Annotated in this window: 13 protein-coding genes and 1 pseudogene; all 14 read right to left on the minus strand. The window is 68.0% G+C overall.

Going from position 1 to position 26,919, the window contains the following annotated elements; translation table 11 throughout:
* Positions 1–112: 112 nt before the first annotated feature.
* On the minus strand, positions 113–922 hold the full coding sequence (locus QFZ60_RS13900; RefSeq protein ID WP_307091144.1) for an inositol monophosphatase family protein: 810 nt from the start codon (positions 920–922) through the stop codon (positions 113–115).
* A complete protein-coding gene (ligA, locus tag QFZ60_RS13905; RefSeq protein ID WP_307091145.1) occupies positions 919–3,261 on the minus strand; it encodes an NAD-dependent DNA ligase LigA in 2,343 nt (780 codons plus the stop codon). The genes QFZ60_RS13900 and ligA overlap by 4 nt, the downstream gene beginning before the upstream one ends.
* 54 nt (positions 3,262–3,315) lie before the next feature.
* Positions 3,316–3,933 carry a hypothetical protein gene (locus QFZ60_RS13910; RefSeq protein ID WP_307091146.1) on the minus strand — a complete coding sequence of 206 codons (618 nt, stop codon included), beginning with the start codon at positions 3,931–3,933 and terminating at the stop codon, positions 3,316–3,318.
* A 121-nt stretch (positions 3,934–4,054) separates the two neighbouring features.
* The gene (locus QFZ60_RS13915) at positions 4,055–8,500 is read right to left on the minus strand and encodes an FtsK/SpoIIIE domain-containing protein (RefSeq protein WP_307091148.1); all 4,446 of its coding nucleotides are present in this window, start codon (positions 8,498–8,500) and stop codon (positions 4,055–4,057) included.
* Positions 8,497–9,201 (minus strand): hypothetical protein, encoded by a 705-nt coding sequence (locus QFZ60_RS13920; RefSeq protein WP_142120869.1) that lies wholly within the window; start codon positions 9,199–9,201, stop codon positions 8,497–8,499. Before QFZ60_RS13920 ends, QFZ60_RS13915 begins: the two co-directional genes overlap by 4 nt.
* Before the next feature lie 85 nt (positions 9,202–9,286).
* A complete protein-coding gene (locus QFZ60_RS13925; protein ID WP_307091150.1) occupies positions 9,287–11,089 on the minus strand; it encodes a serine/threonine-protein kinase in 1,803 nt (600 codons plus the stop codon).
* Positions 11,086–13,200 carry an FHA domain-containing protein gene (locus QFZ60_RS13930; RefSeq protein ID WP_307091152.1) on the minus strand — a complete coding sequence of 705 codons (2,115 nt, stop codon included), beginning with the start codon at positions 13,198–13,200 and terminating at the stop codon, positions 11,086–11,088. The genes QFZ60_RS13925 and QFZ60_RS13930 overlap by 4 nt, the downstream gene beginning before the upstream one ends.
* Complete coding sequence (locus QFZ60_RS13935) at positions 13,187–14,134, minus strand: PP2C family serine/threonine-protein phosphatase (protein ID WP_307091154.1); 948 nt, start codon at positions 14,132–14,134, stop codon at positions 13,187–13,189. The genes QFZ60_RS13930 and QFZ60_RS13935 overlap by 14 nt, the downstream gene beginning before the upstream one ends.
* Positions 14,131–15,417 (minus strand): RDD family protein, encoded by a 1,287-nt coding sequence (locus QFZ60_RS13940; protein ID WP_307091155.1) that lies wholly within the window; start codon positions 15,415–15,417, stop codon positions 14,131–14,133. Before QFZ60_RS13940 ends, QFZ60_RS13935 begins: the two co-directional genes overlap by 4 nt.
* Before the next feature lie 264 nt (positions 15,418–15,681).
* Positions 15,682–15,762: pseudogene (locus QFZ60_RS21705) on the minus strand (zinc-ribbon domain-containing protein); the annotation flags it as partial.
* Entirely contained in the window at positions 15,759–18,332 is a 2,574-nt protein-coding gene (locus QFZ60_RS13945; RefSeq protein ID WP_307091156.1) for a transglutaminase family protein, read from the minus strand. The pseudogene QFZ60_RS21705 and the gene QFZ60_RS13945, both read right to left, overlap by 4 nt.
* The gene (locus tag QFZ60_RS13950; protein ID WP_307091158.1) at positions 18,329–19,672 is read right to left on the minus strand and encodes a DUF58 domain-containing protein; all 1,344 of its coding nucleotides are present in this window, start codon (positions 19,670–19,672) and stop codon (positions 18,329–18,331) included. Before QFZ60_RS13950 ends, QFZ60_RS13945 begins: the two co-directional genes overlap by 4 nt.
* A gap of 73 nt (positions 19,673–19,745) precedes the next feature.
* A complete protein-coding gene (locus QFZ60_RS13955) occupies positions 19,746–20,717 on the minus strand; it encodes a MoxR family ATPase (protein ID WP_307091159.1) in 972 nt (323 codons plus the stop codon).
* A 67-nt stretch (positions 20,718–20,784) separates the two neighbouring features.
* Entirely contained in the window at positions 20,785–26,901 is a 6,117-nt protein-coding gene (locus QFZ60_RS13960) for an Ig-like domain-containing protein (protein ID WP_307091160.1), read from the minus strand.
* Positions 26,902–26,919: the final 18 nt, after the last annotated feature.

Raw genomic sequence — 26,919 nt, forward strand, 5'->3', positions numbered from 1 at the left:
GGGGCGGCCCCGGTTCCGGCGGAAACGTGCTTTCCGTGATCGAACTATCAGTACCGGCCGTGGGGTGATGCTTCGCCGCGCCAGTGGGGAACGACGGCGACGGGAAAGGCACCTACAGCGGAAACTTGCCGGACAGCTCCAGGCTGGCGGCGCACGTCCAGGCGTCCAGTCGCTCATCATCGGTGGGGCCGCCGTCAAGGGGGCTGGTCAGACGCGGCCTGCGGACCCAGCACCCGGCTTCCTCCGCGATGAGTGCCCCGGCCGAAAAGTCGTGCTCGTTCAGGCCCCGCTCGCCGTATGCGTCATGCGTTCCGTCAGCCACCATGCACAGGTCCAGGGCCGCGGAGCCAAGCCGGCGGACGTCGGCGAACCCATCCATCAAGGTGGCGAAGGCGGCAGCCTGCTGCGAACGGATCCCGGGCTCGTAGCTGAAACCGGTGGCCAGGATCTGCCCGGTCCGGCCGGAGACGGGGCCCTCGAGCCTGGTGACCGTGCCGCGCTCCTCCAGCCAGGCACCCTGGCCGCGGGCAGCGTAGTAGATGCGGCCCAGCGCAGGAGCGTTGACGACGCCGGCCAGCCAGGCGCCGTCGGCATCGGCGACTGCCACGGAGGTGGCGTAGTAGACGATATTGCGGATGAAGTTGGTGGTGCCGTCCAGCGGGTCGATGGACCAGCGGTAGCCGCTGGGATTCGCGGGGCGGGTGCTGCCCTGTTCCTCCCCGGTGATGCTGTCTCCCGGGCGGGCAGCGGCGATGACGTCCCGCACCGCGTTCTCGGCGGCAAGGTCAAAGGTGGTGACCCAGTCCCCGGCCGCCCCCTTGTTGCTGGCGTCCAGCGCGTTGCCGTCCCGGCCGGAAAGGACCCTGGCACCGGCAGCGGCTGCCTGTTTGGCGACTTCCAGCAGTTCCGAAGCGGACGTCATGCGTTCTCCTCCACTGTGTCTTCCCCTGCAAAGGCCGGTACGGCCGCCTCTTCGTTATCGTCTGCGTCCGGTGCAGCCTCGCCGCCACCAGGTGCCGCGCCGGACGCTGCCGCATCCTCCAGGGCTGCCGGGCCGCCGTCGAGCAATCGCCGGAACCCGTCCTCGTCCAGCACCGGAATCCCCAGCTGCTCGGCTTTGTCCAGTTTGCTGCCGGCGCTCTCGCCGGCCACCACGTAGCTGGTGTTTTTCGAGACGGAGCCCGCGGCCTTGCCGCCGCGCTGCAGGATGGCCTCCTTGGCCTCGTCGCGGCTGAAGTTGGGCAGGGAACCGGTGACCACCACGGTCAGCCCTTCGAGGGTGCGCGGCATGGACTCGTCCCGTTCGTCCTCCATGCGTACCCCGGCGGCTGCCCAGCGGTCAATGATGTCAAGGTGCCAGTCCTCGGCGAACCATTCCTTCAGTGCCGCGGCGATGGTGGGGCCCACCCCGTCCACGTGGGCCAGTTCCTCCTCCGACGCTGCCCGGATGCGGTCCATGGAGCCGAATGCCTGCGCCAGGGCCCGTGATGCGCGGGGGCCCACGTGCCGGATGGACAGGGCCACCAGCACCCGCCACAGCGGCTGGGTCTTGGCTTTTTCGAGCTCCTGGAACAGTTTCTGTGTGGTGGCGGTGGGCTTGGACGGCGACTTGGCCGTGCCCTTGCTGAAGAAGTACGGCACCAGCTCGTACTCACCGGTGGGAACGCCTTTGGTTTTCTTCTCCCGGCGGATCCTGACGCCGGCCAGGTCCTCGGGGGTGAGGTCGAACAGCCCGGCTTCGGAGGTCAGAGGAGGGACTTCGGGTTCGGCCGGCTGGGTCAGCGCAATGGCCGCTTCCCAGCCCAGGGCCTCGATATCGAAGGCGCCCCGGCCTGCAACGTGGAAGACCCGTTCGCGAAGCTGGGACGGGCAGGACCTGGAATTGGGACAGCGGACGTCCACGTCCCCCTCCTTTGCCGGTGCCAGCGGAGTCCCGCAGGAGGGGCATTCGGTAGGCATGACAAAGTCCCGCACCGGCGGGTCCTGCTGGTCCCGGAGGGACAGGACCGGGCCCACGATCTCGGGAATGACGTCGCCTGCTTTCCGCAGGATCACGATGTCGCCGATCTTGACGCCCTTGGCCTTGACCACGTCCTGGTTGTGCAGGGTGGCCATTTCCACCGTGGAGCCGGCAACCTTGACCGGTTCCATGACGCCGAAGGGGGTGACGCGGCCGGTGCGGCCAACGTTGACCTGGATGTCGAGGAGCTTGGTGTGGACTTCCTCCGGCGGGTACTTGTAGGCCACGGCCCAGCGGGGAACGCGGGTGGTGTTGCCCAGGGCGCGCTGGGTGGCGAAGCTGTCCACCTTGATCACGATGCCGTCAATTTCGTGAAGCAGCTTGTGGCGCTGGTCCCCATACCGTTTGATGAAGCCCAGGACGTCCTCCCGGGTCTCCAGCACCTCAAAGTAGGGGCTGACCGGAAGGCCCCACGCCTTGAGGAGCCCGTACGTTTCCGACTGGCTGCCGGCGGCAAGGCCTTCGCGGGCGCCGATGCCGTGGACGAACATCTTCAGGGGCCGCTTGGCCGTCTCGGCGGGATCCTTCTGCCGCAGGGAGCCGGCGGCAGCGTTGCGGGGATTGGCCAGCGGTGCCTTGCCTGCCTCGATCAGGGTTTCATTGAACTCGGCGAACGCCTCGGACGGGATGAAGACCTCCCCGCGCACCTCCATCTCGGCGGGAAAACCGCTGCCACGCAGTTCCTGCGGTATTTCCTTGATGGTGAGCAGGTTGTGGGTGATGTCCTCGCCGGTGGTTCCGTCGCCGCGGGTGGCGGCCCGCACCAGCTTGCCGTCGCGGTACAGGAGGTTGACCGCCAGGCCGTCGATCTTGAGTTCGGTCAGCCAGGCTGCCTTGGCGCTGCCGTCCCCGATTCTTTCGATGCTGGCCTCGGCCCGGTTGAGCCAGGCCTCCAGCTCCTCGAGCGAGAAAACGTCTTCCAGGCTGTACATCCGCTGCAGGTGTTCCACGGGCGCGAACGCGGCGGAGACCTCGCCGCCCACTTCCTGGGTTGGCGAGTCGTTGGACACCAGTTCCGGGTGCAGCGCCTCAATCTCCTCGAGGCGGCGGAAGAGGGCGTCGAACTCGGCGTCCGAGACCAGGGGTGAATCCTCCTGGTAATACGCAAACCGGTACTTCCGCACCAGGTCGACGAGGTTTTCGTATTCCTCGCGGAGGGCTTCGGTGGGAACGGCTTCGGGCTCGTTGGGTGCCTCGGTCCGGGCGGCGGTCTGTTCTGCGGGTCCTGGTCCTGTGCTCACAGACCTATCTTGCCCTACACCTCCGATAGTCGCCTGGCACGGCGGTCAAACGGCTCAGTGTGAGCGGAACCGGTTCCGGTTGCGGTTCCACCAGGCAAAGGCGCCGGCTGAAACGCCCACCAACAGCGTCCCCAGGGCGATGGGCAGGAGCGTCGGCCCGTCGGGGCCCTGGGCGCGGGCGGGAGAAGCCGCAGCCATCTGGGCAGGCCCGGCAGCCCGGGTGACGGGGCTGTTCCAGTCCACACCGCTGGAGGGGCCCGTGGGCGGGCGGTAACCGGCAGCGGCTGAGGCGTTTTCCGTGGCGTACCCGTCCGGGACTTCCTCAACAGTCGCGGCCGGCGCGGCCAGGTCAGGGGTGTCTGCCTGCGGCGGCGTGGTTCCCTGCGGCGGCTGGGGCTGGACCGGCTGGGCGGGCGGCTCCGCCGGGGGCGCCGGCTGGGCGGGCGGCTGGGCAGGCTCCTTGGATTTACGCGGCCGGCCGGGGTCCGGGTTGTTGGCGAGGATAGGCACGCAAATGAGCCCGCACTCTGCCGTGGTCTGGGTGCCTGTGGGCGAGGGTTCAGGAGTTGCAGCGAGTGCCGGGCCGGTTGGGAAGAAACCGATGGCCAGGGCCAGGACAGCTGCTGATGCCGTCGTCGAAACAGTACGGAGTAACGGTGCGGGCGGGGTCATTGCTACCTTTCGATGCGCGCAGTCCCCCCGCCGCGGCTTTCTGGTCTCCCCGGTAGTCTTCTACAACGCCCCAAGGGGCCGCAAATCCCGGTGGACGCGGCCCCGCCTTTATCGGTGCTGTTCAGTCCCGGTTTTCCGGCGGGAGCGCCACCTGGATTTTCCTGGCTTTGCCCCGTCCCACCACGTACCCGCGGCCGGGTATGAAGTCGGGGCTGACCCTGCCCAGGGAGGTGTTGAGCAGGCTGTCACCCTCGATGTCCCCTGGGTTGAGCAGCAGGCCGCGGCGGCCTGACTTGAAGGGCTGGGCAAGCTGCCACGCGGAGGACCAGGTGGAGGACTCGGATTCACCGATGACCCATTGGTCTGCCTTGAGGGACGCGGTGACCAGCTGCGCCATCCCGGACTCGGCGATGGTGTCGGTGAACTCGGTGAGGCCTTCGATGAAGAAGGCCACGGTTCCCGGGTTTCCGGTGGAGTGTTCCACCAGGTCCTCCACCACCCCGGCGAGGTCGTCCGGGCCCACCACCGCGCGGTTCCAAATGGGGAGGGATGCGACGGCGGACCGGCGGGATCCGAGGTAGACCAGCTCGGTGGCGGGGTTGGAGCGGCGCAGCGCGTAGGCAAGGGTGACCAGTGCCACGGTGCGCCCAGCCCCGGGCGGGCCGGCCAGCAGGAGCGGTCCGCGGGCCATGATTTCGGCCGGTTGCAGGGACTCGTCGTCCACACCGATCACGGGCAGGTCCGGGCTGCCGGTGGGCAGGACATCCAGCTCCACCTGCTCGGGGAGCCGCTCGATGCCCGGGGCGGTTTCCAGGCCCTGCCGCAGCATGGCTTCGCTGAGCTTGTGGACTTCACGGGCCTGCAGGGCCAGGTTCGAGTTCCCGCCCAGGACGGCCAGCTGGACTTCAAGCCCGTCCAGCAAACCACGGCCCGGGGGCGACGTTGCGGTGAGGACATCCCGGGGCACGTCCATGGAAATGTAGTCGTCCTCCGAGGAGAGGCGCAGGACCAGGCGGCGCTGGATGGAGGCGAGGAGCGAGGCGGGAACGGCGTTGGGCCGGTCCCCCGTCACCACCAGGTGGATGCCCAGGGTGCGGCCGTCCGTGGCCAGCTGCAGGAAGATGTCCCAGAGCCCGGAGAGCTTGCTGTGCTCATACGCCTCGCGGAAGGCGGACATGCCGTCCACCAGCACGAAGATCCGCTTCTCATCCGGCCGGTTGGCCAGCTTCCGGTATTCGACGATGGTGGAGGCCCGCACCTCGGCGAACCGTGCCGAACGCAGCTCGGCGATGTCCCGGAGGAGCCGCAGCAACCGCCCCACGCGTTCGACGTCGTCGCCGTTGATGATCTCTCCCACGTGCGGAAGTTCCTCCAGCATCCGCAGTCCCGCGGAGCCGCAGTCGATGCCGTAGACGTGGACCGGACCGCCGCGCGGTGTGACGGCCGCTGCAATCGCGATGCCGCGCAGGGCCGCGGACTTGCCGGAACCGCCTGTTCCGTAAATGGCCATGTTGCCGTCCCGGTCCGGTTCGTAGAACACGGTGGGCTGGTCCTGGTGCACGGGATCGTCAGCGACGCCCAGCAGCAGCTGTTCGTCGGTGCGGGGATTGGGCAGTTTGGAGAAGTCGTAGGTCTTGGCCAGTTCGTCCAGCCATGGCTTCCGCGGCGGCCGGAGGGCCAGTGTGTCGGCGGCGTGCACGATGGTGGAGGTCATCCTGGCGATGTCGTTGGGGCCGGCAGGCTCCGGCGCCGCAGGCTTCTCGAGCGCCGGCGCTTCCCAGCTGGGGCCGGAACCAAAGGCCATTTCCACGATGTCGATCTGGGGGCGCTGCGGTTTGTCGGTGGTCCAGCCGCCGGCGTAGCCGGTCTGGAATCCCTGGATCCGGCCGGGGCCGGTCTTGGCCGCACCGCGGCCCGGAATGGCGGGATCGAAGTAGGCCGCATCCGGAACGCCCAGGATGTCTGTGGCGTCGTCCTCGTCGGCCATGCGCAGCGCCACGCGGAGGTTGGTGTTGGCACGCAGGCTGTCCTTGATGACGCCGGCCGGCCGCTGGGTGGCCAGGATGAGGTGCAGGCCCAGGGAGCGGCCACGGGCGGCCACGTCCACCACGCCGTCCACGAACTCGGGCACCTCGCTGGCCAGGGCGGCGAATTCGTCCACGATGATCACCAGGTACGGCGGGGCTTCCGGGTCTGCCTCCCGCTGCAGGGCCAGCAGGTCCTTGGCCTTCTTCCGGTTCAGCAGTTGCTCGCGGTAATGAAGCTCGGCGCGGAGCGAGGTGAGGGCCCGGCGCACCAGGTGCGGCGAAAGGTCCGTGACCAGGCCCACGGTGTGCGGAAGGTTGATGCAGTCGGCGAATGCGGCTCCACCCTTGTAGTCCACGAAGAGGAAGCTCACGCGGTCAGGGCTGTAGGCCGCAGCCATGCCCATCACCCAGGACTGCAGGAACTCTGACTTTCCGGCGCCGGTGGTGCCGCCCACCAGGGCGTGCGGCCCTTCGTTCTTCAGGTCCAGGTACAGCGGCTCGATGCCCTTGGACCCCACCAAGGCCCTGAGGGTGCCGTTGTCCTTGCGGTTGGCCACGGCGGTGGCGTGCAGCGAATTGTTTTCCGTCCAGCGCTCCACCACCGCCTGCGGGTTGTCCAGGAAGTCCTTACCGATCAGGGTCACGTAGGACACCGCGCGCGGCAGGTCTGAATCGTCATTGACGGGCTTGCCCACATCCATCACGGGTGCCAGCATCCGGGCCAGCTGGGCAGCGAGCTCGGCGTCCACGCTCTCACAGCTGACGGGGTACGTATGGCGGCCCAGCCGGACCTGGCCGGTGGTGGCGCCGTGGTCGCCGTCCACCACCATGAAGTCGCGGCAGGCGGCCGGGAGCGACTGGACGTCGGTGGCCACCCACAGGATGTGCACGCCCGAGTCAGGGCCGCGTTCGGCCAGCCGCGTGAGCCGGCCGCGGTCCACGGGGGCGTCATCTTCCACGATGACGAGCAGGGACGGCAGCACGGGCTCTTCGAGTTCGTGCTTCACGGGGTCGATGCCGGGGCGCAGGACCGGGCCTGTCCGCCTGGCCGCTGTCTCCCGGGCCTCGACCAGGTCCTCGAGGCGGGCCAGCAGGGAGGAACCGCCGGCGGAACCGGCGGCCAGGTGGTCCCCGCCCAGCGGGCTGTGGCCCGAGCCAACGTGCGGCAGCCACTGCAGCCAGTTCCAGCGCTCCCGGGACCGGGCGGACGTAATGGCGGTGAGCACCACCTCGGCCGGGGAATGCAGTCCCACCAGCTGCAGCACCATGGCACGGGCTACGTCGTCCACCAGGCCGCGGGCACCGGCAATCCCCAAGGCTCCGGAGGTGCGGAGCTGGGAGACCACGGGGACGCCTTCGATCTCGCTGAACTGCTTGATGCAGTCCTGGATTTCGCGGCTGTACTGGACTTCCGTGTCGTTGCTGGACGGCTCTTCCAGCGGGATGCGCGACGGCGCGGTGCCCAGCCCGAACCGCAGGCCCAGGAATGAGGAGTGCTCCGGCCGGTGCGTCCACAGCAGCGGCCCCAGCTTGTAGATGGCGTCCACGGTGTCACTGACGGACGGCGCTTCCTGCAGCCGGACCGCCCGTTCCACCTGCTGCAGCCCGGTGAGGTCCTGCCGGAACGCGGCCATGGCGGCACGGAACTGCTTGAGTTGTTCCTTCTGCTGCTTCCGGGTCCGCATCTTCTGGTCCACGTAATGGCCCACGATGAACAGCGGCATCATCAGCATGAACACCATGGAAAGCACGTTCTGCGTGACCGCGAAAATGACAGCGCCCATCATCAGGGGCGCCACCAGCATGATGTACGGGAAGGGATGGTCCTCGGGGCGCTTGGGCCCGGCAGGCAGGACCCGCTTGGGGACCTCGAAACGGGGCACCACCCGCGGGGAGCGGTTGAAGTCCACCAGGGGCGACGTCGGTGCTGCCGCATGGTTGTGCCCCAGCGGCACCACGGTGACGGTGGTGTCGCCCAGGGTCACCGTGTCGGAGGAGTTCAGGGTGGCGCGGGTGACGGGCAGTCCGTCCATCAGGAGGCCGTTGGCGGAGTTGGTGTCCACGATTTCGATGGCGTCGCCCACCGTGATGCGGGCGTGCCGTTTTGAGGTGAGCGGATCCGTGAGGCGGATGTCCACGTCCCGGTCCCGGCCGATGTAGCTGGTGCCGGTGGGCAGCGAAAATTCGCGGCCGACGTCGGGCCCGGACAGCACGCGCAGGGTTGCGGCCGCCGGTCCCCGGCTGGCGCCTGGTTCGTGGAACTGCCCGCTGACCTGGGCCAGCGACACCACCGAGCCGGGGCGCAGGCCGGATTCGAGGAGGTTGTCCTCCCGTGCCAGGATGTTGCCGCTGATGCCGGCACCCACGAAGGCTTCGTCGATCCGCAGGGAGAGGTTGTCCGGGGCAGGCGTACCCTTGCGGTCGGGGTCCGCGGCCCACAACACGGTGGCGATGTCGGCCACGGTGGCCATGCCGTCCACCGTGACGGCCAGGTCCTTGGCGTCGGCGGGTTCGCGGCGGAGTGTCAGCCGGATCCTCATCCTTCGTCCACGCCCCTCATCTTCTCCAGGAGGTACAGGTCATCGGGCGTCACCAGGTGGGTGGTGACGGCGTGCTCCACCAGGCGTGCCCGGCGGTTGGTGGCGAGCTTGCCGCCGCCGCCGCGCAGTCCCACCACGCCCACCCGGTCCAGCTTGTCGCAGACGTTGTCCAGCTTGCGGTTGAACCGGGTCAGTGCCCAGCCCAGGGTCTTCGCGGCGGCCGCGGAGGACGGGATGGTGCTGAAGCCGGTGCCTTCACGCCGGAGCACGGGCTCGGCGAGCGCCACGATCAGTGCTTTCTGGGCGTCCGTGAAGACCACGGGGCCGATGGTGGTGTCACCGCTGGACGCGCCTTCCCGGGCTTCCTGCCGGAAGGACGGCGTCTTCAGGTGGACGGCGAACTCGTACGTGGTGGGCCCGGCCGTGAAGATGATGTTGGTGTGGCTGAAGACCAGCGGGATCCGGGCGCCGGGTGACAGCCACGCCTGCATCCCGCCGGAGGCGTCGGCCACGGTGGCGGACAGCATGCTGCCCACGTTGCTGAGCCACCAGATGCCGTCGTAGCGGGCCACCTGCAGGAACTGCCGGTGCAGGTACGGGTTGTCGTCCACCTCAAGGTCGCCTTCACGGCCGATATTGAAGATGTCCTCATCCGATGGCTCGTACCATTCGCCACAGAAATCGATTGCTAGATCCCCCATGATCTGTGCCTCCTCAAGGCAGAACTGTTGCGGTAGTCGGTGTACTGGTCACACCGTGGAAAAGGCGGCTGGCTGTGCAGCGAATTCATTGGCCGGCGCACGCGATGGAGCCGGACCCCAGCGGTGAGAATGCGCCGTCGGTCCGCACGATCATCACCTGGATGCAGGTCTGCCCTGTCGGGTTGGGACGGAGCCGGACCGGCGGCTGTGCGATGGCCTGGAATCCCCCTTCGCCGCCGCCGATGGTGTACACCTTCCACTTGTAGGTGTCCCCATCCTTGGGCTGCGGGTTGGTCCACGTGAAGCTGGCTTCCCCGTCGCCGCCGATAGTGCCTTTAAGGCTTTCGACGTCAGGCACGGTGCCGTTGTCCAGGGCGTCGGCCGGGGGTTTACTGGCCTGCTGGGTTTCCACGACCTTCGGGGTGCCTGTTGCCGTGTTCGCCACCACGATGCCCACCACTGCCGCCAGTGCCAGGAGGGTGCCGCCGGCGAGCGCGAGCCACAGGTTGCGCTTGCTGTGGTCTGCTTCCGGCATATCGCCGGGCTCGTCCACCTTCACGGCCCGCTGCACTGTTGCGTCGGCGGTGTAGGCAGTGTCCTGTGGAGCTCCCGCCGTGTCCGTTACCGGCGCGCCATAGCTGGCCGGCCCTGCGCTGCCGCGCAGGACGGTGGACTGGGCCCACTCCCCCTGGCCGGCGCCGTCGTCCGTGCCCGCCAGGGGCGCAGCTGCCCCTGCCGACGCCGTTCCGGTGGCTGCAGCCCAGGTGGTGCGGGCCGGAATGGAGGGCACCGCCGGGGCCGGCTTGCCTTGGCCGGGCGTCACGGGGGTAAAGTGCGACGGCGGGAGGGCGCCTCCCCTGCGGCCCGTTGCGTCTGTCCCGGTGCCGCCGGGGTTGGGGCGCGTACGGGCCGGGAACGTGGGGGCGCTGCCGGTCCGCTCCGGGTCGATGGCGGCAATGCTGCGGACGCGCGTCTCCTCGGTGCCGTCGTCCGGATGGCTCTCTTCCTGCTGGGGCTCCTCGAGGACCTCGAAGGGCGTGACGGAAAGGTTGAGCTCGGCCTGGATGCGCTGCAGGGCAAGCGCGAAGGCGTGCGCGGAGGAGTACCGGGACAGGGGCGATTTGGCCATGGCCGTGGCCAGGGCCAGTTCCAGTGATTCCGGCACATCGGCACGGCCCAGTTTGGGCAGCGCCATGTTGGAGATCCGGTTGATCAGTTCACGCTGGGAGTTGTCCGCCCCGGGCATCACGAAGGGGGAGCGTCCGGCCAGCAGGGTGTACAGCGTGGCGCCGAGGGCCCACACGTCCACCATGACGCCGTCAACGCTGCCGTCCCGGAACTGCTCCGGCGGGGACCAGGGAATGGACATGCCCGAATCGTCGTCTGAATCCCCGGCCAGGGTGCCGGAGATGCCAAAGTCGGTGAGGGCGGGACGGTTGTAGTCCGTCACCAGGATGTTGGCGGGCTTGATGTCGCGGTGGGCGATCCCGGCCCGGTGGGCGGTTTCGACGGCGGAGGCCACCTGGATGCCGACGGCCAGGACCTCGTCCACGCTGAAGCGCTGGCGCCGGTACCGCACGTCCAGGCTGGGCCGGGAGCAGTACTCCATGGCCAGGTAGGAATGCCCGTCGTCCGTAACTTCAGCCTCGAAAATCGTGACGATGTACGGGTGCGAGGACAGCTGGGCCATGAGGTTGGCTTCGGACTCGAAACGCCGCCGCGCGCCCTCGGTCTTGAGGTCCGAGAGCAGCACCTTGACGGCGACCTTGCGGCGCGGCCGGTCCTGTTCATACAGGTAGACATCGGAAAACCCGCCGGACCCCAGCAAGCTGATATAGGTGAACCCCGGGATGCGGGGCGGCGGCGCAACGGGCCGTTTGGAACTCAAGGAATCTCCTCAAAACGCAGTGAGATGTTGTCGCCCAGTTCCGCGATGTCGCCGTCGAGCAGGATGGCCATCTCGTTCTGGGCCAGGCGCCGCGGCGGCTGCCCTTCCCGGACCAGGACCGTGCCGTTGGTGGCCTTGAGATCGCAGAGCATCACGTGCCAGCCCTCGAGCCGCACCTCCAGATGGGACCTGGAAATGTCCCCGCCGGGGCTTGCCACTTGGACCAGCCGCGGCATGACGCCGCCCTGGACCCGGGACACGGACGGCTGCCGGCCGATCACCATGGACTGGTCGAGGTCCAGGAGTTCGCCGGTGGACAGGCGCATCCGCCCCAGCCGGGGACGGGCCACCTGCACGGCATCAGGCAACAGGGCGCCCCCGCAGGCGCTGCACTGGGCACGGGTGGGCGGATTGGCGTGGCCCTGCGCGCAGACGCGCGCCAGCACCAGCGGCCCGCCGGCGGCGTCCTGCTGAACGGGCGGTGCGTTCGTTGCCTGACCGGATGCTGCTCCCGGGAGGCTGCTCTTCATGACCGTCTGGCCATCGTGGTCAGGGTCGAAGGCGGCGTCGGACCCGGCGCCCGGCCCTTGGCTCGCATTGGGTTCCTGGCCGGGGCTGTGTTCCTGGCCGCGGCCGGATGCAGCAGGCATCGGCGTGGATGGAGCCGGAACGGGGGCCGACGGCGACTCAGCCGGGGAGCCCGCGGTTGGCGGCGGGGCAGGTGCCGGGGCGGCCGCCGCCGGCGTGGCTCCCCCGATGCGCCATGGGACGGAATCGATGAGAATGCCGGTGGACGCGGGACGGGGCGGCACGGCAGGCCCCTCCTCCGGGCTGGCGTCAGGTCCGGAACCGGCACCAGGTCCGGTGCCGGGTCCGGACTGGCCGCCGCTTTCAGCTTCTGCGCCGGTCCCTGGACCGGCTGGTGAAACGTCGAGGGGAGGCTCCCCTGCAGCGCCGAGGGCGGGCAGCGGTTCGGCCGCGGGCAGTGCGGGAGGTTGCTGCCGGGAAACGTGGCCCGAGTCGGCGTCGGGGTCCTCGCGCACGGCGGCGTCTTCGATGTGCCGCATCACGGTGCGGTCCCAGAGGTGGTCGTAGGACGTCGTCATCTCCCCTGCGGAACCGGCACCGGCTCCGGCTCCGGTGGAAGCGCCGCCCGCAGCAGCTGCGTCCGCTGCGTCGGGGAGTTCGGGCACCGCGTCGGCTTCCCCGGCCAGCTCCCCGTCGGCGATGATCTCCCCGTTGTCCCCGTCCGAATGGTTCTCCCCGTCGACGCCAATAATGCCGTCCGGGGCAATCGTGGCGTCCGGGTCCAGGCCGCCCGCGGCCGATGGATCCAGAGCGCCGCCAGCCTGGCGTTCATCGGCCGGGTCCTCATCGATGACTCCCAGCACCGTTTCGGCCGAGGCTCCGTGTTCGGAAAGGAGGGTGGCTTCGGAAAGGAGGGTGGCTTCGGAAAGAAGCGTGGTCTGCGGCACGTCCTCCGTTTCCGGCAGGACAGCAGGGGGCTGTGCGTCAACGGCGGGAGCGGCCGGTATTACAGCGGCCGGAACTTCAGCAGCCGGGCCATCAGCCGCTGGGCTGGCTGCGGAAGTTCCCGTTGGTGCGGCGGCATCCGCTGCGGCCGGGGCACCACCAACTGCAGCGGGGCCGGACGGTGCTGTCATGGTCAGGGACTGCAGCAGCACCACGCCCTCACCGAGCGGAAGTTCCGGTTGTTCGGCGGCATGCCCTGGACTGCCGGTGCCCCCATCTGCGATCCGCACCCGGCACGTGCCGGGTAGCACGAACCTGCGTTCGTTCCAGGTGGTCACGTCCCGGCCATCAAGGTCCATGGCTCCGCCGGGCTGCTCGACGGTGAGGTCGATGTCGCCGCGCAGGAAGACCCGCAGGGACCCGTTGAAGTCGAGGATGCCGAAGGAGGGAATCCGGGTGAGGGATCCGCCCGACGTGCTGGTCACGGCTGCGAGGACCTCGTGCGGCTCGGGCCGGCCCGCCAGGAGCTCCCACAGCGCGCCTGCGAGTTCGGCGGAGGACCCGGGGCCCAGGAGGACAGCGGTGCGGGACCTGACAACGCCCAGCCAGGTGCCCGGGATGTAGCTAGCGGCCGTCATTGCCCTGCTCCCCGTGTTGGGCAGTGGTGTCCTGGTCGGCCGTCTCCTCAACCGGTTCGGGCAGGGGCTGCGTCACGGCTTCGGATGCCGGGCGCGGCAGCGTCACTTCGTCTCCGTCAGCCGAGGTGAGGCGGGGCGCTGTGGTGCCCGCACCGTCGTCGTTCGCAACGTTCCTGGCATCCACCACGATGGCCGTGACGTTGTCCCGTCCGCCCTTGCGCAGCGCGGCCTGGATCAGTGCGTCCACAGCCTCCTGCGGATCCGCCACGGTGCCGAGGATCCCCAGGATTTCCTCATCCGACAGTTCCCCCGTCAGTCCGTCAGAGCAGACCAGGACGCGGTCGCCTTCCTCCACGGGGAGGAGCCAGTAGTCCGCCTCCGTCTCGTCCCCCGTGCCCAGGGCACGGGTGACCACGTGCCGGCGCGGGTGGATGGTTGCTTCCTGCGCGGTGATTTCGCCCGCGTCCACGAGTTCCTGGACCTCCGAATGGTCCACGCTGATTTGTTCGAACCGTCCCTGGCTGAGCCGGTAGGTGCGGGAATCGCCGATGTTCAGGACCAGCCAGTACGGCATGCCCATCTGTTCCACCACCACCGCACCGGTGAGGGTGGTGCCCGCGCGGGCTCCGGTGGCCTCACGGATGGAATTGTCCGCGCGGACCAGGTACTGCTGGAGGACGGCCGCGGTGATGCTCCGCTCCCCCGTGCTGACCTGGGGCATTTCGGCGAGTGCCCGCACGCACAGGCCGCTGGCGATTTCGCCGGCTTCGTGGCCGCCCATGCCGTCAGCGACGGCGAAGACGGGGTCGGCCGCGATGTAGGAATCTTCATTCAACTCCCGGCGGAGTCCCCTGTCCGTCCCGTAGCCATAGCTGAGGCTGGGTCCCGGTCCCGGCTGGATGGTGGAGGAAACACTGGCGGGGTGCTGGTTCATGCCTGTCCTAGGTAAAAGGTACGGTCTCCAAAATGCACGCTGGATCCCGGGTTAACAAACGTGGGGACGCCGGGCACCAGTGGGGTGCGCAGGCCGTCCGGGGTGGTGACGGCGCTTCCGTTGGTTGACTGCCGGTCTGTCACCCAAATACCTGCGCCGTCGGTGAGCAGGTGCAGGTGCGTCTTGGAGATGGAGCGCCCGGGATCGTCCACGGCCAGCAGCTGTGCGTGCTGTTCCCCGGCCTGCCCCACCGGGTTGCGGCCCACCAGGACGCTGCGGTCCAGCTGGAAGTCGCGGCCGTCGTCCAGCCGGATCCGGAGGACGGCCACAGGGGCAGGGCCGCTTGTTCCGGGACGCACCTGGGTGCGTTCGACGTCGTCGTCCACGTGCTGTGGTGGAACCCGGTGGCCGGCTGAACCTGTCGGTGCAAAACCGTGCGCGAAACCGGGCATCATCCCTTGGCCGGCAGCTTGCGCAGGTGCCGTCGGCGCAAAGGAGGCCGGCGCGGTGTAGGGCATGGTCTGTGACGGCATCATGGCCGACGGCGAAGGTGCTGGAGGTTCGGAGGGCTGGGCTGCAGGTGGTTGGGGCGCCGGGGTTTGGCGCACCGGAGACTGGGCTGCGGTGGCCCCGGCCACCGGGGACAGCACCTGCTGCACGGGCGGAAGGTCCAGCGGCGCGAAGCTGTAGGGGCCCTGGATGCCGCCGGTGGTGATGGGGTCGCGGCCGGCCTTGACGTCGAACACCAGGGTCTTGGCGGCGGCGTCATTCCAGCCGCGCAGCCCGCCGTTCTTGTCCCAGCGGTTGGAAACGACCACCAGCACGGCCCACGCAGCACCTACCAGGAGCAGTGGGCCAAGGATGAACAGGGCGGCGTCGAACCACTTGAAGACCACCACCAGCACAGCAGCCAGCACGGCCAGCAGGATGCCTGCCCCGGTGATGAGGCCGCGCAGGAACACGGCACCGGCGCCGGGCGCATAGCCGTCCTGGTCCGCGCTGCGGATCCCCATGAGCAGGTTGCCGGGGGTTTTGCCCGTGCGGGCCTCCAGGCCGAGCACCACGGACAGGTAGGCCAGGGTCAGGCCAAGGCCGATGCCGCCAAAGAGGGCCAGCGATGAGGTGTCGTAGATAATGAAGCCCCCGCTCCTGGTCCGGGTGATCCCGGCAAATCCGATGGCAAAGGCCACCACCAGCACCGCCACCCCCGGCAGCCAGTCAATGACGGCAGCGCCGAGCCGCTTGCCCGCGGCAGCCGGAACAAGCTGAAGGTTCACTGCCATTCCCGTTCCTCCCCCTGGAGCGGCCTGCACCCGTGTGAATCCGCCAGTCCTGTCCGGCGCAGTCCCCGTGTGCAAGGTGCCCGCCTGCGCGGTGCCCGTAAATGCGGTACCCGCCGGCCGACCTGCCGGGGGCATTTCTACTACCGGGATAGTACCGGGATTCCCGGGCCCATGCGCGGGGCGCGCCTCGCCCGCAGCACTCCTTCCGCGGTCCGCGGGCAGGTCCGGGGTGCGGGGACGGCGTGCCGCCCGGTTGGGCAGCGGCGCCGCGCAGGCGGGGCAAAAGGTGGCCCCCGCCCGGATGGGCTGTTGGCAGCGCGGGCAGCGTTCGTCGTCGGAAGTCACTGCCGGCCGGGTCCTTCCTGGCTGCGTCCTTCCCGGGTCGGAGGCGCGTCAGCACTTCCGGAGGCACGACGCCGCCGGGCGGCAACGAACGCGGAGACCGCAGGCATTGCCTGCCGGCCGCCGCGCAGGCCGGGGCCCTTGCCGGAGTTCATGGCGGTCCGGGCGTCGGCCAGCAGCGAGCGCGGTGAGAACCGTGCCTGCTGCCGGCGCCAGAACCCCATGCCGGAGGTCATTTCCTTGAGCGACCCGTCAACGATGGTCCAGTACTCGCGAACGTCCTCCTCGGTGGGCTCGCCCGCTCCGAAGATGGAGGCGTCCGCCCGGCGGGCCAACAGGGCGGTGGTCCCTTGGGTGGCAGGGAACGCTTCAGCCAGGACTGCAGCGCTTTCGCGCCGCGTCGAGCGGGTGTCGACGGCGGCACCCAGGTCGGTCGCCAGGCTCACCACCTCGTTCCAGCCTCCGCCCACACGCTGGGCAGGGTGGCCGTCGCGGAAACGCGACTTCCGCCGTCGTGCCTTCAACAGGGCGATCAGCAGCAGCGGCAACGCCAGGACCAGCAGCGGAATGGCGGCGACACCCAATGCACCCAAAAGCGCGCCCCAGAACAGCCATGGGTTGTTCTTCTTCTGGTCCGCGTCCAGGGCGTCCGGTGAGGAATCCGGCGGCAGGTCCGCGGGCTCCTGCGGCGGGGGCGGCGGCTGGAGCACCTGGGGCTTGGGCTTGGACTTGTTCTCCGGGTCCGGCGGGATGGGGATGTTGTCCTTGGGCGGGGTGGGATCGAAGCTGACCCAGCCCACCCGTTCAAATGCGACCTCGACCCAGGCGTGGACGTCCTTTCCGGTGATCTTCACCTGGCCGGCACCGTTCTCAGGGCTGGTGGGCTCCGGGTAGAAGCCCATCACCACGCGGGAGGGGATGCCCAGGTGCCGGAGCATCAGGGACATGGCCACGGCGTACTGTTCATCGTCGCCGAGCATTTGCTTGGCGGTCAGCAGGTTGCGGATCCGAGCCGCGCCATGGCCGGAGACGCTGGGCAGCTGCCCCTCACTGACCAGGCCGTTGCTGAAGGCCCCTGTCTTCTGAAAATGCGCCTCGATCTGGCGCACGCGGTCGATGGCCGTGGGGGCGTCGGCGGACAGGTCATTGGCCTGGGAACCGACCACCGGCGGCACCTCCAGCGGAGCCGGCAGGGAGATTTTCGCGAAGTCGTACTGTGTCAGCTGCCCGTGCTCGAGCTTGACGGGATCGGAGACCTGCACGGTGTAGGCGTCGCCGCGGGACAGGCCGTTGGTGGTGACGGCGGTGTCCGTTCCCTGGTTGAAGTAGAGGCCCGCAGCAGCGGCGGAGCCGGACTGCTCAAAGCTGATGCCAGTGGTCTTCCGGCCGCCGGGGACAAAGTAGCCCTGGTAGTCCTCCACGTTGATGCTGATCGAGTAGTCGTTGGTGGGCACCACTCCGGACGTGTCGGCGAGGGTGTTGATGGACTTGGCGTCGCCCACCTTGCTGAAGTTGCCGGAGCCGTTGGGGTCCATGTTGTAGTTGGTGCCGTTGAAGGCATCCAGGGCACCGAGGCGCACCCGGCCGTCCCGGGGGAGCCCCTTGACCACGAACAGGGTGTCGTCCTTCTTGTCCTTGACGTAGGTCCGGAAGCTGGCCAGGGGCGTGATGTAGTCCTTGGGGTCGAACGGCGGCACCACCACGTTGCGGAGGACTTTGCGGTCCTCCCCCGCGCTGACCAGGGGGGCGGCCACCGCGGTAATTCCCACGCTGGCGGCGATCACTCCTGCGGCCATGCCCAGCCGGCGGATCCTGGCGCGGCGGGCGGTGGCGCTGTCCGCCTGCGGATTGTTGACCGCCACCCTCCGGGTGCTGTTCCGCCGCAGGGTGTCGCGGCGGAAGGTTGCCCATGCGATGCCAAGGACCGTCAGGCCAATGCCGCGTTCGAGGGTCAGGAATGCGGCGTTGGTGCTGAAGGCGATGCCTGTGACGAACAGGACCAGGACCGGGATGAGGGGCAGGTAGGGACTGCGGGCCCGCCACGTCAGGAGCGCGGCCACGAGTGCCGTGACCAACGAGCTCAGGAAGGGGACAATGAGCACGCCGCCGGCGGTTCCCACCGGCACGCCCACGGTGAGCATGTCCTTCCAGGCAAACACGACGCCCAGGAGCAGGGTGCGCAGCGAATCCACGGAGGGGACAAATCCGGCAATGGCGGAGTCCGGCACCGCCAGCCAGGTCCCAAACACCAGGTAGGCGGCCAGGGCCAGGGCGGTGGTGATCAGCAGGCCCAGGCGCAGATGGGCGTTGGCTGCGCCGATGGCCAGTCCCAGGATGATGCCGCCGAACCCGGACAGGAGGTAGTAGGGGTCACCCCCGAAGCTCAGGCCGAAGCCGAGCAGGCCCAGGCCCAGCAGGACCACCAGGGCTCCGGCGTCGAGCACGAAATGCCAGGGCGGCTGGCCGGTGGTGAATGCGGAGTCCGGGTTTGCGGCCTTGCGGCGGGTACGGGATTGCGGGGACTGTGTTTGTGCGGCCGGCGTTTGTGGGGACCGGCCCGGTGCGGCGCTCATGCGGCGGCCTTTCTCAGCACGATGGCAAGGTCGGCAAGGTCGCCGAGCGTCAGGACAGTGAGGTCTGCGATGTTGGCCCTGGTGGGGGCGGCGCCGGCTTCCACCCGGACCGCCAGGCTGCGGACGCCTGGCGGGACGGAGGCGGCGGCGGAACGAAGCTGGGTTGCCGTGACGTTGCTGCCCACCACGAAGAACACCACGGAGGCGTTGGGAACCGTGTCGGCCAGGGTCCTGGCGAGGTCGACGGCGGTGCGGCGCATCGGCGTGCCCACGATCCGGGTCATGTCATCGAGCAGGTTGCGGCCGGTTTCGCAGCGGAGCGGGCCTTTTTGCGTGAGAACGTCGAGTTCGCGCTGTTCGCGGATGGCCTGCCGGCCGATGGAGGCGGCTACCGAGATGGCCATCTCGAACTCGGTTTCGGAGGAGTACTCGTCGGTGTTGATGGACAGCGAAATGGCCAGGTGGGCGCGGCGGGTTTCCTCGAACTGGCGCACCATCAGTTTGTTGGTGCGGGCTGTGGTCTTCCAATGGATGTGCCTGCGGTCATCGCCGGGTACGTAGTCGCGCAGGGCGTGGAAGGACACGTCGGCACTGGAGAGGTCCGTCGTGGGCATGCCTTCGAGGTCGCGGATGAAGCCCGCGGCGGAGCCTGCCAGGGCAACCGTGCGGGGGTGCACGAAGAGGTCCTCCGGTTCGGTCCAGAGGACCTGGCGCCGCAGCAGGTGCAGGGGGTCGGCCCGGACGGAACGGACCGGTCCCACCACAATGACGGCGCGCCGCGCGGTGGGGATGGTGAACAGGTCCTCGTGGACCTGGCCGGGCTTCATCCGGGGCAGGTGGAAGACGGCGGTGGTGCTGCCCACCGGCAGTTCCAGCGCGGCCGGCAGCAGCGGGCGGACCGAGGTGTTAGAGACGGCGATGCTGCCGACGGCGCTGTCCCCCACTGCCACACGCGTCCGGGCGAGGTCCAGCACCACGCCGTAGGAGGACCGGCCGAGGATGAACGCGACGGCGATCATGAACATGGCGAAGGCGGCGATGGAGGCCGCCGTAGCTTCCTGCCAGCCGAACGCCTGGCCGGTGGTCCAGAGCAGGATGGCGCCGGCAAGGACGGACCACCCCAGGATGCTGACCACGGACAGCACCGGCCAGGCGTATTTCAGCCAGATGTCCCGCGCAGCCCGCCAGGCGGGCGCCAGGGCGAGCAGGGCCGTGCTGCTGGCTTCGGACCACACGGCTGCAGGGTGCAGCGGGGTAGGGCGGCCGTTCCGGTGGAAGGGCTGCTGGAGACGCTCCGCGAGCCGGGTCAGCCGGGTGCCGCTGGACGTGCCGTCGGACATAAGGGTTTGCCTTCGTTGTTGCGCTGGAATGACAGTGGCGGCGGCTGCAGCTTCAGGCTGCAGGCCGGGCGGTTTAGGCGTTGGTGCGCTGCTGCGGGGCGGCGACGTCGGCCAGGATCCGGGTGAGCACAGCCTCGGCAGTGGCGCCGGAGAACTCGGCTTCCGGGTCCATCACGAACCGGTGGGTCCAGACCACGGGCGCCAGTTCCTTGATGTCATCCGGCAGCACGAAGTTCCGTCCCTGCGCCGCGGCCCAGACCTTGGCGGCACGGACCATGGCCAGGGCGCCGCGGACCGAGACGCCAAGCCGGGTCTCCGGGGCGCTGCGGGTCTCCTCGCAGAGCCGGGAGATGTACTCCAGCACCGCCGTGTCAACATGCGCCGTGGCGGCGAGGTCGGCCATGTCCGCCACCGCCTGGGTGGTGATCACGGCACTCAGGTCCTTTGACCGGTCCCTCAGGTTGTTCCCGCCTAGGAGCCGGACTGTGGAGGCGTGGTCCGGGTATCCGATGGAGGTCTTGATCAGGAAGCGGTCCAGCTGGGCCTCGGGCAGGCGGTAGGTGCCTGCCTGCTCGATCGGGTTCTGGGTGGCCATCACCATGAAGGGGCGGCCCGCGGAGTAGGTGACGCCGTCAACGGTGACCCGGGATTCTTCCATGACCTCCAGCAGCGCGGACTGTGTCTTGGGCGAGGCGCGGTTGATCTCGTCAGCCAGGACGATGTTGTTGAAGATCGGCCCCTTGTGGAACTCGAACTTCTGCGTCTTCTGGTCGTAGATGGTCACGCCGGTCACGTCGGAGGGAAGCAGGTCCGGGGTGAACTGGATGCGGTTGTTCGAGCCCTGAACCGTGGCGGCCAGCGCCCGCGCCAGTGAGGTCTTGCCCGTCCCCGGTGCGTCCTCAAACAGGACGTGCCCTTCTGCCAGCATGGCGGTGAAGGTCAGCCGGATGACGTGTTCCTTGCCCAGCACCGCCTGCCCCACGTTGGCAACCAGCTTTTCGAATGTGTCGGCAAACCACTCGGCCTGCTCCATGGTCATGGTCATGAAATTGTTCTTCCTCTGGTTGTGCCTGGTTGAAGCGTTTGTTCGAAGGACCCGGGGCTGCCGGCCCCTAGTAACTGGCCGGGCAAGAGCCCATCCCAGCAGTCGAGCCGGTAATGGTGTCAGCCCGGATGAACCGGTACTGGTTGGTCCACCTGCTGCCGTTCGCGTTGTAGATGTAGTACCAGCGGCTCGAGCCCCAGCCATCCCGGTAGCACTCAAGTTGAACCCGCGTACCTTGGGGCATCTTGTAGGAGGTGCAGGTTCCGCTGGACCAGTGGTCGGACCCCGAGGCCTTTTCCAAACAGCTGTTGACGTTGACCACGGCGTCCCACAGGCGGGGACCCGGCGGGGGCGGCGGGGGCGGCGCGGAACCACTGCGCGACGTGTCGCTGCCGATCCGGCCCGGCTGGCCGCCGCTGATCGCCCTGACCCGGAGCGTGACCGTCTCGCTGTAACCAACGGTCTTCGAAAACGACCGCTGGTTGGTGTCCTGCCACGCTCCACCGTCGACGCTGTACTGGTATCCCGTCACCGGCCGGCCGTTGCCGTCCGGCTGGTTCCAGGTCCAGGACACTGTCTTGTCACCCTCGCCGCTGCTCTTGCTGCCATTGACGGCGGGAGCAAACGCGAGTCCGTAAGGATTGACGGCGTTGGACGGGGAGCTTGCATCGCCGGCACTGGTGCTCCGGGACGACACCGCCCACACCACCACCGATGTCTGGGTTCCGTTGGCTGCCGCAACCACCCCTCCACCGGCAGGGATGCTGCCGGAGCCTCCTCCGGACGTCAGGCTGTAACGGTATGTGATTTCCGTGGGCGATGAACCATTTCGTTGGGCGTCTGTCAACTGCGCAAACCGGACGTCGATCTTCCCGCCATTGCCGTTGGTATCAACCAGGGTTGCCGTTGGTGCTCCCACCGTTCCCGGCTTGCCCACGGCACGCGTCGCTGCCGACGGCGCGCTGGTGCCGCTGGTTCCCGCCTTGTTCGTAGCCGACACCGTGAAGGTGTAACTGGACTCGGAGTTGTCCACCGTGACGTTTTGCGATGTGGCGGCAACCTGCTGGGTTGCGATGGCGGCTCCGCCACGGAGAGTGGTCAGCGTGTAGGACGACACAGCGTCACCATTGTTGTTGGGTGCCGTCCATACGACACGCAGCTGGCTCTGGGAACCAACAGGCGTCGCCTGTGCCACGCTCGGTGCCGCCGGCGTTGCCGGGACACCGGCGGGCACTTCGGCTGCCGAATACGGGCTCCACTCGGACGGGTCCTTGGCGTCATTGCGGGCCAGGACACGGACCTTGTAGGAGACTCCGTTCTGCAGCCCCTTCCACACATAGTTGACGGACGTCAGTCCCTGGATTTGGGCGTTCTGGCCAGCGGGAGCAGGCGAAATTTCCAGGTCATAAGACTTTACGGGTGAGCCCTTGCTGGCCGGAGCGGTCCAATTGACCGTCAATTGTTTGTCGCCGAACTTCAGCGACGGTGACAGCGGGGTATCCGGCTTCACATCCGGGCGGACATCGGCAGAGGCCGGGGAGCGGTCGGACTCCCCGAACTCGTTGGTAGCCGTCACCTGAAAGTGGTAGATGGTGTTGTTGGTCAGGCCGTTCAGGGTGCAGGTGTTGGCAGGGCAGTCCTGCCGGAAGCCACCTTCCCCGTAGACCGTGTACTTGGTGATGACGGAGCCTCCGTCCGCCGGAGCGGACCAGTTGAGCAATGCGGTCTGGTCCCCCACGCTCTGCGCCTGGGGGGTGGTTGGAGCTGCCGGCTTGTCCTTGACAGTCAGCCGGACGCGCGCGGTTGCATGCCGGGAGCTGTCCTGCGTCTTGTCCTCTACCGTGTAGACAACCACCAAGGTTCCGGTGAAGCCCACAGCAGGGGTAACGGTGACCGAATCACCGTTGACGTCCACGCTGCCGCTGCCCGTCTCGGTATTCGCGGCGATGATCCTCAACGGCGTCTCGGGGAAGGGGTTCGCGTCATTTGCCAAGACGTTGATGGTGACGGGCTTGCCCGCCGCAGCGTTGTCCTGCACATCGTCGTTCGCCACGGGCTTGGGCCGGTCCGAAGCCGACACGGCAAGCTGGTAGGTGGCCGTCGCTTCAAGCCCGCGCGGGTCCGTTGCCTTGACCTGCACGACGCCCCGGGCTCCGGTAAGGGCGGAGTCAGCGGCCGAGACCTTCAGCGTCTTACCGTCGATGCGTGCGGTGAAGCCGCCGGGCGGGTCTCCCACCAGCTGGTACTTCATCTTCCCGACGTCGTCCTGGTCGGGATCGGAGGTCAGCTTTCCAAGGTCGGTGGTGGCGGAGTCGCCCTTGGGAACATCCACGTTGGCGCCAAGCAGCTCCGGCGGGTTGTTCCTATTCGGGTCCGGCAGCACTTTGGTCCTGATGCTGAGGGTGGCCTTCAGGCCGGCAGGGTCGTCCGGTCCGGAACCGTCCGTGACCTCGAAGGTGAGCGAGCCAGGGCCAACATAGTCGGCTCCTGCTGAGTACTTAAGGCCGGCACCGTCGCGGATGATGGGGTCGCCACCGCTGGCTCCAATGAGCTTGATCCGGTCCGCCTGGGTCAGGCGGGGTGACCGGCCTTCACGCACCTTGACCCATTCCTTTAGGTCAACGTCCACGGACTGCCCGGCCACCACTTCAATGACGTCATCCTTGGCCAGGGTGGGAACCTGCTGGCCAAGGCCGGGGACCCAGATGATGGCGGTGGACTGCTGCCCATCCACGTCTTCCACCGTGTACGGAATGAGCTGGGGCTGTTCGGTGAGGTCCACCAGCACGTTGCCGCTGCCGCCGGGACGGGCCGTCGTTGCCTCTGTGCTGATCTTCAGGTTTTCGCCCACACCGTCGGGGTCCTCGTCGTTCTTGAGGACGGGAACATCCACGGCCGTCTTGCCCATGGCTTGGGCCGAGGTCACCCTGTCGTCCCGGGCAACCGGTGCCCTGAGGGGCACGTTGTTGTCCACTACCAGCCGGATGGTGGCCTGGGCAGCAGCGTCCCGGTCGTCGGCGACCTTGTACCGCACGTTGACAGTCCCGGCCTCGTTGGGGGCAAGCAGGATGATGCGGCCGCTGTTCCTGCTCACGGTGGCCTGCAGTGCGGGGTCGGCCTCGATGCCGTCAGTGAGGATGCGGATACGGTCGCCGTCGGGATCGGTGTCATTGGCTGTCGCGTCGACGGCGATCTGCCGGCCGGGACGCACCCGGACCTCATCGTCCACCGGAGTGGGCTTCTGGTTCATCTCGCCGCGCGGTGCGATGCCCACCGTCACGGTCCCGGTGTTGATGGCGCCCTGGCGGTCCACCACTTTGTACCGGAAGGTATCGGTACCGGCACCGTCGCCCGCGGCGGTGAAGTCGATGAAGTTGCTGCCCACGGTGGCGGTGCCCATGGCAGGGGTGCTGTCGATGCCGGTCAGCTGCACGGAGTCGCCGTCGGGATCGATGCCGTCCAGCGGCACCGGAATCCGGACCGTGCCGGCCGCCACTACCCGGGCGGTGAGGTTGCGGGGCTGGGGCCGGGAATTCTCCGCGCCCTCCAGGGGCAAAATGTGGATGGTGACGGCGGCGGCGCTCTTCTGGCCCTGCGGATCCACCGCGTTGTAGATGGCGCGTACCGTCTTGGGCTGGGCGCCTGCGATGAAGCGGAGGGTGTTCTCTGAGACGAAGCTCTTTCCGTCCACGGGATCAACGGCCTGCGGCAGGACCGGGTCCACGGCCAGTTCCTGCCCCTGTGGATGGGTGTCGTTGTCCAGGACCGGGATGGTGACAACGTCGTTGACACGGACGTTCACCTCGTCCGGCTTGGGCTGCGGGGCTTCCACCACCGCCGGGGCGGGGACGGGCACCACCGAGACGCTGCCCGTCGCCGGCTTCTTCCCGTTGGACATGGTGTATTCGAACAGGATGGGGTCCTTGGTCCCCAGGATGTCGGTAATCCGCAGGACGCTGTGGTTGATCACGCTGACCGACACCGTGGCGTTGTCCGGGAGTTTGACGGACTGCAGCACCAGGACGCCGCCTGAGGGGTCGGAGTCGTTGGCCAGGGGGTCCAGCAGTACGCTGCCGCCGGTGGGCATCAGGGCCACGTCATGGACTGCTACGGGGTCGCCGCCGTCGTTGCCTGATTCGACATCGACGCGGATGAGGCCCTGGCTGCTTTGCGGGCCGTTGCTCGCAATGTACGTGAGGTAGACCGGGCCCGGAGTGGTGCTGCGGAAGGTGAAGGTCCCACCGTCCGTGACCGGGCCGAGCTCGGCGGGTCCGTTGGCTTCCACCTGGGCCAGCCGGAGGGCACCTCCGTTGGGGTCGACGTCATTCTTCAACGGGGAGATCACCAGATCCTGGCCGACCACGGCGGTGACGTGGTCGGCGTTGACCACGGGCGCGAGGGCACCGGGCGGCTGGACGTTGACCACCACCTTGCCGGTGACGGTGGCGCGGCCGTCCCAGATGGTGACCTGGACGTTCTTCTTGCCGGCCGTTGCACCGGAGTCCTGGAAGGTGAGCAGGCCGTCGCGCCGCACCTTGACCTGGTCCTGGTCGTTGTCGGCTTTGGCGTCCAGCAGCACCAGGTCGTCGCCGTCGGGGTCGATCCAGTCGGTGAGGATGTTCTGGCTGACGGTTTTGCCCTGTTCCACCAGCATGGTGGTGTCTTCGCCGCGCTTGAACTTGGGCGGTTTGTTTTCGTCCGGTCCCACCACGCTCAGCGTGACCTGGCCGCCGGCGGACAGGCCGCGGCCGTCAGAAGCACTGTAGTTGAAGGTCTCGGTGCCGGGTTTGGCGTCAGCCGGGACAGTGATCTGGAACGCGGTGCCGCCGTAGATGCTTTCCAGCGTGCCCGCTTTGGGCCCGGAGTCCCCCACCGCCGCGGTAAGGACGTCGCCGTCGGGGTCGGAGTCATTGTCCAGGACGCTCAGGATGGTGGTGCGGCCAGGGCGCACGCCGACGGCGTCGGGCTTGGTTTCCGGCGGCCGGTTGGGTTTGGTGCGGTCCGGCAGGATGTTGATGGTGTTGTTGTCCGCCGATTCCTGGTCCTGGTCATCGGATTCGTTTTTGGGTGGGATGACGTCGTCCCAGTTGTTGACCAGCTGCATGTTCTGGTTCACCAACCAGACATTGCCCGAATTCACATCGTTCAGGACCACCAGGTCCCGGTTCACCCGGAAAACATACGACGGCGACGCACTCGCCCTGGGCACGTCCACCTTCTTATCGTCACCATCATTGACGCAGTCCCGCACATACTTGTTCGCACCCGACCACGCCGCATGCACACACCCGCCCAACTGCACCGGAGCAGCAGGCACGCCCTCGCCGTCGAACACCACCGTCTTCGCCGCCCCACCATCCAAAGGCTGCTTCAGCAGCGCCTTCCGGGTCGCCACGGCCACAACATCACTGCCCGGGCCCGGCTGCTGCAACTTCGCATCCCGCGCACCCTCCAACGCCAGCCGCTTGCCACTAGGCAAAAACAGGTTCCCCGCCGCAGCATCCAACACCACCGGCCGGTCCCCCACCACCGTCATCTGCAGATCCCCGGCACCCTTCAACCCATCCCAGGTCTCAGACTCCGACGACATCACCCCACCAGTGGCGTCAACACCCGTCACCGACACCACACCGGTCTTCGGATCCGCCGAATAAATCCGGTCATCAGAACCCACCGCAGACACAAGACCCGCCGAACCCACCAAAACCGGCTCCGACGCCTCCTTATCAAAACCATTCACCGTGGACGGCGACACCGCCCACACCTTCCCCGAGGCAGCATCGGTCACCGAGATCGTCCGCGCACCAAAACTCACATCAGCCGCCCCCGGCAACTGCTTATCCCCACCCAGGCGCATATTCGCTGGCGACACCTGGTTCAACGTCGACCCAGCCTCATCGTCAACGAACACCTCGCCCGCATGCTGGAGGACATCAAACGTCGTCGACGCCGGAGTCACCGCCCCATCCAACACCCGCGACGGATAATTCAACCGCCCCACAGCATTCTTCGACTTCGACACCACCCACACGCCGCCGTCATTCAACTCAACCTCAGTGGTCTTAAACCCCGGATACAACACAGCACCCGTCACCACCACCGCCACCACAGCACCAAACGCAGTGCCTGAGGCAAGTTTCTTGTGTCGCCTTTTCAGCCCAAGCTTCCCCAGCAGAGTTGTCACAGCGTTACTTTTCCCTCA

Source organism: Arthrobacter sp. B2I5 (assembly GCF_030816735.1).
Taxonomy (GTDB): domain Bacteria; phylum Actinomycetota; class Actinomycetes; order Actinomycetales; family Micrococcaceae; genus Arthrobacter.

Coding starts and splice junctions, on each gene's coding strand:
- QFZ60_RS13900 (WP_307091144.1), bottom strand. CDS start 922: ATGACGTCCGCTTCGGAACTGCTGGAAGTCGCCAAACAGGCAGCCGCT.
- QFZ60_RS13910 (WP_307091146.1), bottom strand. CDS start 3,933: ATGACCCCGCCCGCACCGTTACTCCGTACTGTTTCGACGACGGCATCA.
- QFZ60_RS13915 (WP_307091148.1), bottom strand. CDS start 8,500: ATGAGGATCCGGCTGACACTCCGCCGCGAACCCGCCGACGCCAAGGAC.
- QFZ60_RS13920 (WP_142120869.1), bottom strand. CDS start 9,201: ATGGGGGATCTAGCAATCGATTTCTGTGGCGAATGGTACGAGCCATCG.
- QFZ60_RS13930 (WP_307091152.1), bottom strand. CDS start 13,200: ATGACGGCCGCTAGCTACATCCCGGGCACCTGGCTGGGCGTTGTCAGG.
- QFZ60_RS13935 (WP_307091154.1), bottom strand. CDS start 14,134: ATGAACCAGCACCCCGCCAGTGTTTCCTCCACCATCCAGCCGGGACCG.
- QFZ60_RS13940 (WP_307091155.1), bottom strand. CDS start 15,417: ATGGCAGTGAACCTTCAGCTTGTTCCGGCTGCCGCGGGCAAGCGGCTC.
- QFZ60_RS13945 (WP_307091156.1), bottom strand. CDS start 18,332: ATGAGCGCCGCACCGGGCCGGTCCCCACAAACGCCGGCCGCACAAACA.
- QFZ60_RS13950 (WP_307091158.1), bottom strand. CDS start 19,672: ATGTCCGACGGCACGTCCAGCGGCACCCGGCTGACCCGGCTCGCGGAG.
- QFZ60_RS13955 (WP_307091159.1), bottom strand. CDS start 20,717: ATGACCATGACCATGGAGCAGGCCGAGTGGTTTGCCGACACATTCGAA.